General features: G+C 62.6%; 6 protein-coding genes. 4 read left to right on the top strand and 2 right to left on the bottom strand.

The window, feature by feature from the left end; translation table 11 throughout:
* The coding region (gene atpH / locus ABW043_RS07480) for an ATP synthase F1 subunit delta (protein ID WP_353920593.1) at window positions 1–321 on the bottom strand (321 nt) is incomplete at its 3' end.
* Between the two features lie 255 nt (window positions 322–576).
* Window positions 577–2745, bottom strand: a complete 2169-nt coding sequence (locus ABW043_RS07475; RefSeq protein ID WP_353920592.1) for a primosomal protein N' — start codon at window positions 2743–2745, stop codon at window positions 577–579.
* Window positions 2746–2869: 124 nt separating this feature from the next.
* Between ABW043_RS07475 and ABW043_RS07470 the strand changes: the two genes are divergently transcribed.
* The 4 genes from ABW043_RS07470 to ABW043_RS07455 all read left to right on the top strand — a co-directional run bounded on the left by ABW043_RS07470 (window position 2870) and on the right by ABW043_RS07455 (window position 6780).
* Entirely contained in the window at window positions 2870–3046 is a 177-nt protein-coding gene (locus tag ABW043_RS07470) for a hypothetical protein (RefSeq protein WP_353920591.1), read from the top strand.
* A 50-nt stretch (window positions 3047–3096) separates the two neighbouring features.
* The gene (locus ABW043_RS07465; RefSeq protein ID WP_353920590.1) at window positions 3097–4026 is read left to right on the top strand and encodes a tyrosine recombinase XerC; all 930 of its coding nucleotides are present in this window, start codon (window positions 3097–3099) and stop codon (window positions 4024–4026) included.
* Window positions 4027–4253: 227 nt separating this feature from the next.
* On the top strand, window positions 4254–5210 hold the full coding sequence (locus ABW043_RS07460; RefSeq protein ID WP_353920589.1) for a DMT family transporter: 957 nt from the start codon (window positions 4254–4256) through the stop codon (window positions 5208–5210).
* Between the two features lie 85 nt (window positions 5211–5295).
* Window positions 5296–6780 carry a hypothetical protein gene (locus tag ABW043_RS07455; protein WP_353920588.1) on the top strand — a complete coding sequence of 495 codons (1485 nt, stop codon included), beginning with the start codon at window positions 5296–5298 and terminating at the stop codon, window positions 6778–6780.
* The last annotated feature ends 122 nt before the right edge of the window (window positions 6781–6902 follow it).

Raw genomic sequence — 6902 nt, 5'->3', positions numbered from 1 at the left:
TTCACCGCGCGCTGCAGCGGCCAGTTCGCGGAAGCCAACGATGATGGCATCGAGCGCGAAGAGACGGCCATTCTTGGCAACAAGGCGCAGAAAATTGGCGACGAGCGGATTGACCTGGGCCTTGGCGAGGATCGCATCGAGCGCCGACGCCTTGACGTCGCCCGAGATCACCGGGGACCGCAGATAGCGCGAAAAATCGTCGCTTTCGCCAATCAGGCGGGAAATATCAGAAAGGCCGGTTTCGACCGATGCCAGTTGATTCTCGCTCTGGGCGAGATCGAACAGCGCCGACGCATATGGCCGCGCGATCTGGTTAAGCACTGAATTCTGCGCTGCCAATGTCGCTTCACCCTCTTATGTTGCCAGCCTCGGCTCAACGCCGGGACGGCTTGTTCATCGCTTGGGACGTGTCCGGAAATGAGGCCCAAGTCGGACTACCCCTAGCCGGACCCCTTCAAGTCGGGCTCGCTCTAACACAAGCCAAGCGGCCCATGCAAGGCTGGGTGGCACGATTCAATTGCGGCGAAAATGTCGCAGGGTCGCAGTGGTTACGCCCAAGCGTTTCCGCGCCCCTATCTACATGAAAGTCATGGGGTCGATATCGACCTGAATTTTGAGGTCGCCCTTGGGCTTTTCGGCGCTCGACAGCCAGAAGCGGACATAGCCCGAAAGGTCGAAATCTTTCCCCGATTGCGCAAGGAGCCGCACCCGGTGCCGGCCGCGGATCATGGCAACGGGCGCGTCGGCCGGGCCAAAGAGCCTGACGCCATCGGCCATCGGCGCTGCCGAGAGCAGAAGCCGGGCAAAATTGGTGGCGTTGTCGTGGTCATTGGCGGAGACGATCAACGCGGCGAGACGCCCGAACGGCGGCATGCCGCCGGCTTCGCGCGCCAGAATTTCCTGCGCATAAAACGCCTCGCGATCGCCCGACACCATGGCCTTCATCACCGGATGATCGGGATGATAGGTCTGCAAAAACGCCTTGCCGTGGCGGCTTGCGCGACCGGCGCGACCGGCAACCTGAGTGAGAATCTGGAAGGTTTTTTCTGCCGCACGCGGATCGCCATAGGCAAGCCCGAGATCGGCATCGAGCACGCCGACGACCGAGAGTTTTTCGAAGTGATGGCCCTTGGAGACGAGCTGGGTGCCGATGATGAGGTCATATTCGCCCCGCTCGACCTCGCCAAAGCGCTCGCGCAACTGGGCGTGGCTGCCCATGTCAGTCGAAAGAAGGACGCGCCTGGCATCGGGGAAACGCGCGGCCGCTTCCTCGGCAACGCGCTCGATGCCCGGCCCCACCGGCACGAGACTATCCACCTGCCCGCATTCGGTGCAGGATTTCGGCGTTCGCCTTTCATGGCCGCAATGGTGGCACATGAGGACGCCGCGGAACCGGTGTTCGACCATCCAGGCCGAGCAATCCGGGCATTTATACTGGTGGCCGCAGGCATTGCAGAGCGTCAGCGGGGCATAGCCGCGCCGGTTGAGGAACAGCAGCGCCTGCTCGCCGCGATCGAGCGCCGCAAATATCTCGCGGGCGAGCGATGGGGCAATCCAGGAGCCCTTTTCCGGCCCGTCGATCCGCATGTCGATGGCGGTAATGTCGGGCATCGCCGCTTCGGCAAAGCGGCTTTCGAGCCGCACATGCGCATAGCGCCCCTGATTGGCGTTATTTCGCGATTCGACCGAAGGGGTCGCGGAGGACAGCACGACGCGCGCCTGGGAAAACTGGGCGCGCACCACCGCCATGTCGCGGGCGTGATAGGTGAAACCTTCGGACTGTTTGTAAGCGCCGTCATGCTCTTCATCGAGCACCAGCAGCCCCAGTTGGCGGAACGGCAGGAACAGCGCCGAACGCGCGCCGACGACGGCACGAACCGTTCCGTCCAGCACGCCGCGCCAGACTTTTGCGCGCTGCACCGGGGTCATATCCGAATGCCATTCGGCCGGGCGGGTGCCGAAGCGGCGGGTAAAGCGGTCGATAAAAGTGTTGGTCAGCGCAATTTCGGGCAGCAGGATCAGCGCCTGTCGTCCGGCACGCAAGGTATCGGCCACGGCCTCGAAGAAGACTTCGGTCTTGCCGCCACCGGTGACGCCATCAAGGAGCGCCACGCCGAACTGATGCGGATCGAGCGTCAGGATATTGTCGAGCGCAGCCTGTTGTTCGTCATTGAGTTTGGAGGGCGCCGCCTCGGCATCGGGCGGCAGCACCACGGGCGGGGGCGGCATTTCGAGCTTTTCGAGAGCCCCTGCCCGCTCGAGCCCATCGATGACCGAGGTCGAAACGCCGGATGCGCCAATCAGAGCCGCCTTGGGCCAGGCCATATCGTCCATCAAGGCGTCGAGCACGCGCAGACGCGCTGGCGTCAGCTTTTCCGGCTCAAGGCCAGTGCGGCGATAGGCAATGACCGGCTTTGGCGCATCGAGCGCTTCGGGCGAGCGCAAAACGCCGCGCAGGACCTGGCCGGGCGCCGTGATCGTGTAGCGGGCCACCCATTCGACGAGCTTGAGCAGCTCTTCCGATAGCGGCGGAACGTCATAGACCTGGGCGATATCGCGCAGGCGATTGTGGGCGAAATTATCCTTGGGTGCACCCCAGACGACGCCGAGAATGAGGCGTGGCCCGAGCGGCACCGCGACGATGGAGCCGCGCTCGACCACCATGTGTTCGGGCACGCGATAGCTATAGGGGCCTTCAACGGCCACCCCCACCATCACCGCAACAATGTCCATCCGCGTCTGCATGTCTAGCGTTCGGTTCGCACCGGATCATGGGAATTGCAAGCGATTCGGGCCATCACTTCATACTGACAGACCCTGTCACTGCGTTCACTTAATGTTCTTGGGAGGAAAAGAACAGGAGGACGTCATGATTGGAAGTGAAAATCGGCGTGAGCCAGGCGATCTCGTCGCCATAGCGCGCAATGCCAGCCTCTATGACTGGCTGATCAATGTGGCCAGGCCGCGGCGGGTGCCGGTGCCGTCGCGCTTGCGGGCCGATCTCGGCCTGCCGCCGCAGCCCGAAGATACGCGCTGGCCGCACTGAGGCATGCTGGCGCTAGAGATCGGTAACCCGCTGGGTATAGACTCGCCTTCATGACCGACAGCGCCTTTGCCACCGATGCCTTTGTCCAATCCCAGATCGCGCTCTGGATGCGCGAGTTGGGATCGGTGAAACGCCTCGCGCCCAAGACCCTTGAGGCCTATGGGCGCGATCTTGGCCAGTTCATGAGTTTTCTCGCCGGCCATATGGGCGGGCCAATCTCGCTGCAATCGCTCAAAGAACTGCGCGCCGCCGATATCCGCGCCTTCATGGCGCAGCGCCGCGAGGAAAGCCTTGGCTCGCGCTCGCTGGCGCGGGTGCTTTCGGCATTGAAGAATTTTTTCGCCTTTCTGGAGCGGGAGGGCATTCTGGCGACGGAAGCCCTGAACGCCATCCGTACCCCGAAAATCCCGCGCTCCTTGCCCAAGGCTTTGACCGTGGTGGAGGCCAAGCAAACCATTACCGCCACGGACGAACTCGAAGACCGTCCATGGGTTGCCGCGCGCGACATGGCGGTGATTTCCCTCTGCTATGGCGCGGGCCTGCGTATCTCCGAAGCCCTGGCCCTGACCAAGGGCGATCTCGAAAGCGATGTGCTGCGGGTCACCGGCAAGGGCGGCAAGATCCGCATGGTGCCGCTGATTTCGCCAGTGCGACAGGCGATCGAAGAATATCTCAAACTCAGCCCCTTCAAGCTCTGGCCGGAAGACCCGCTGTTTCGCGGCGTGCGCGGCGGGGTTTTGTCCCCACGGCTGATCCAGCTTCGCATGGAGCAATTGCGCTCGGCCCTTGGGCTACCGCCCTCGGCGACCCCACATGCGCTGCGCCACTCCTTTGCGACGCACCTTCTCGGGAAAGGCGGTGACCTGCGCGCCATTCAGGAATTGCTGGGCCATGCGAGCCTTTCGACCACCCAGATCTACACCGCTGTCGACACCGAACGGCTGATGGAAAGCTACGCCAAGGCGCATCCGCGCGGTTGATGCGCTGGCGCTGGACGGATTCGCCAAAGTCGGGCTTTTCCAACCGTACCCGCCGGTACTATAAACACGACATGTCTTCGCGCCTGTCGATTTCGCTTTCGATGATCTGGCTTATCCGACCCATATGGGTTGGGACCGAAGGCTGACATCCAGCATTTGGCAACCCGGCCCGCGCCTTGCGGTGTCCGGCAGGAGACTTCGGGGCGAGGCCAGAAAGAACAACCTCCATGAGTGCCCCAGAAACCGCCGCTCCATCGATCGCCGAAACCAAGATCGACGTGCTCGGCTATGGCCTCGCCTTTGCCGGCGCGGCGCTGTTTTCGACCAAGGGCGTCTTCATAAAACTCGCCTTTGCGCAAGGCGTGAGTGTTGAAGCAACGTTGGCACTGCGCATGATGATGGCGCTGCCGATCTATCTCGTCATTCTCGCCATCCTGCTGCTGCGCAACGAAAAACTTCGCGGCATGATGACGCCCGGACGGCTGATCGGCGCCATGGGCGTGGGTGCGCTGGGCTATTATCTTTCGAGCTATCTCGATTTCGCGGGCCTGGCGTTCGTGTCGGCGCAATATGAGCGGCTGGTGCTCTTCACCTATCCCTTCTTCGTGCTGCTGTTCGGGGTCTGGTTCTTCGGCGACCGGATGAACTGGAAGCTCGTGCCGGCCATGCTGGTGAGCTATTCGGGCCTGATGGTGATCTTTGCCTGGAATCTCAGCGTACAGCCCGATGGGCTGGTGATCGGCACTCTGCTGGTCCTCGGCTCGGCGCTGACCTTCGCCTTTTACCAGCACCTGGCCAAGCGGCAGATGCTGGTGCTGGGCACCATGCTCTTCACCTGCGTCGGCATGTCGACTGCGGCCATTCTTGCCATCGGACAGAGTCTTGTCGTCGATGGTCCATCTACCTATGCGAGCTTCACGCCCAATATCTGGGCCATCGGCCTGATGCTGGGAATCTTTGGCACCGTGCTGCCGTCATTCCTGCTCAACGGCGGCATTGCGCGGATCGGGGCGCGGGCGACCTCGTCCACCGCCTCCTTCGGCCCTATCGTCACCATCGTCCTGGCGGTCGCCGTACTGGGCGAGGCTTTCACCTGGGTGCACGCCCTGGGCACGAGCCTGGTTCTTCTCGGCTCCTGGCTCTTTGCCCGGATCGACAGGCAAAGTCGCTCCCGCTCGAAATAAAATCGACAGCATTTGCGCTTTGGGCTGCCGCAAAGCCGCTGTAATCTCACCGCAGAACGAGGGTGCAAAACCGGAGGGACAACCGATGCGCGCGATTAGTCACGTCATGGCGGGAAGCTTGATTGGCCTCGCCTTGATGGCTGGCATGACCATGCCCAGCCTGGCCCAGAAAAACTCTACCAACGCCGCTTCGACGGTGGATTTCGGCGATGATTCCTCCGATTGGGCCAAGGACGGGGAGTGTGACGACCCGCGCTTTACCGGCACCGGCGCTGCCTCGGAACTGGTCGATGCCGACCTGATGAAGGACGCCACCGACTGCAAGGCGGCCTTTGAAGCGGGCACCGTCACCCTCAAGGAGGGCGGCACCAGCCCCGCCGACATCGCCATTGCCAGCCCCATCAACGCCATCGACTTCGGCGATGACAGTTCCGAATGGGCCAAGGACGGCGAATGCGACGATCCGCGCTTCACCGGCACCGGCTCTGCGACCGAACTGGTCGATACCGACCGCCTGAAAGACGCCACCGACTGCAAGGCCGCCTACGAGGCCGGCACCATCACACTCGTCGAGAGCGGCGAAATTCCGCCCGCGGCCACGGCAACGACGGCCGCCGTCGACTTTGGCGACGATAGCTCCGAATGGGCCAAGGATGGCGAATGCGATGATCCGCGTTTCACCGGCACCGGCTCTGCGACGGAACTGGTCGACGCCGATCTGATGAAGGACGCGACGGACTGCAAGGCCGCGTTCGAAGCCGGCACCATCACCCTCAAGGATGGCGGCTCGACCGCGGTCGCGACCACCACCGAGATCGATTTTGGCGATGATTCCTCGGAATGGGCCAATGACGGCGAGTGCGATGATCCGCGCTTTACCGGCACCGGCACGGCCGACGAACTGGTCAATGCCGATCGCATGAAGGACGCCACCGACTGCAAGGCGGCGTTCGATGCTGGCACCGTCACCCTCAAGAATGGTGGTTCGACCCCGGTTGCCGCCATCGACTACGGCAATGATTCGTCCGAATGGGCCAATGACGGGGAATGCGACGACCCGCGCTTCACCGGTAAGGGCGTTGCCAGCACGACGCTTGCCGAAGACATCAAGAAGGACGCCACCGACTGCCGCGAGGCCGTGGAAGCGGGCCGGGCGGTCTATAATGGCGAACAGCAGGCGACAGCCTTCGACTTCGGCTCGGATTTCTCCAAGTGGGCCAATGACGGCGAATGCGACGACCTGCGTTTTGAAGGCGCTGGCGTCGACAAGAAGCTGCTTTCCGAAGACCTGATGGGCGACGCTACCGACTGCCGGACCCTGCTCGATGAAGGCAAGATTTCGATCCGCCTCGTCTACACGCCCGAATACGCAGCCGGCGCGCCCTATGACGGCTCAGACATCGACTTTGGCGACAATTCCTCGTCCTATGCCAATGACGACGAATGCGACGATCCGCGCTTTGAAGGCCCGGGCACCGCAACGACCCTGCTCGACAGCGATCGCCTGGCCGACGCCGACGACTGCCGCGCAGCTTACGAAGCTGGCACGATCGTGCTGATTGAAAGCTGACAACCTGACGGTCGTCACCACCGGGCTTGTCCCGGTGGTCCATGCCTGTGGCGAGATGGATTGCCGGGACAAGCCGGGCAATGACGACGGAAGATAAATCTGAGCGGCGGGGCGAAAGCTCC

It is taken from the genome of Devosia sp. (genome assembly GCF_040509215.1).
Taxonomy (GTDB): Bacteria; Pseudomonadota; Alphaproteobacteria; order Rhizobiales; family Devosiaceae; genus Devosia.
Note: the sequence above shows the minus strand (reverse complement) of the source record. Positions and strands in the feature narration are given on the sequence as shown.

Coding starts and splice junctions, on each gene's coding strand:
- ABW043_RS07475 (WP_353920592.1), bottom strand. CDS start 2,745: ATGCAGACGCGGATGGACATTGTTGCGGTGATGGTGGGGGTGGCCGTT.
- ABW043_RS07470 (WP_353920591.1), top strand. CDS start 2,870: ATGATTGGAAGTGAAAATCGGCGTGAGCCAGGCGATCTCGTCGCCATA.
- ABW043_RS07465 (WP_353920590.1), top strand. CDS start 3,097: ATGACCGACAGCGCCTTTGCCACCGATGCCTTTGTCCAATCCCAGATC.
- ABW043_RS07460 (WP_353920589.1), top strand. CDS start 4,254: ATGAGTGCCCCAGAAACCGCCGCTCCATCGATCGCCGAAACCAAGATC.
- ABW043_RS07455 (WP_353920588.1), top strand. CDS start 5,296: ATGCGCGCGATTAGTCACGTCATGGCGGGAAGCTTGATTGGCCTCGCC.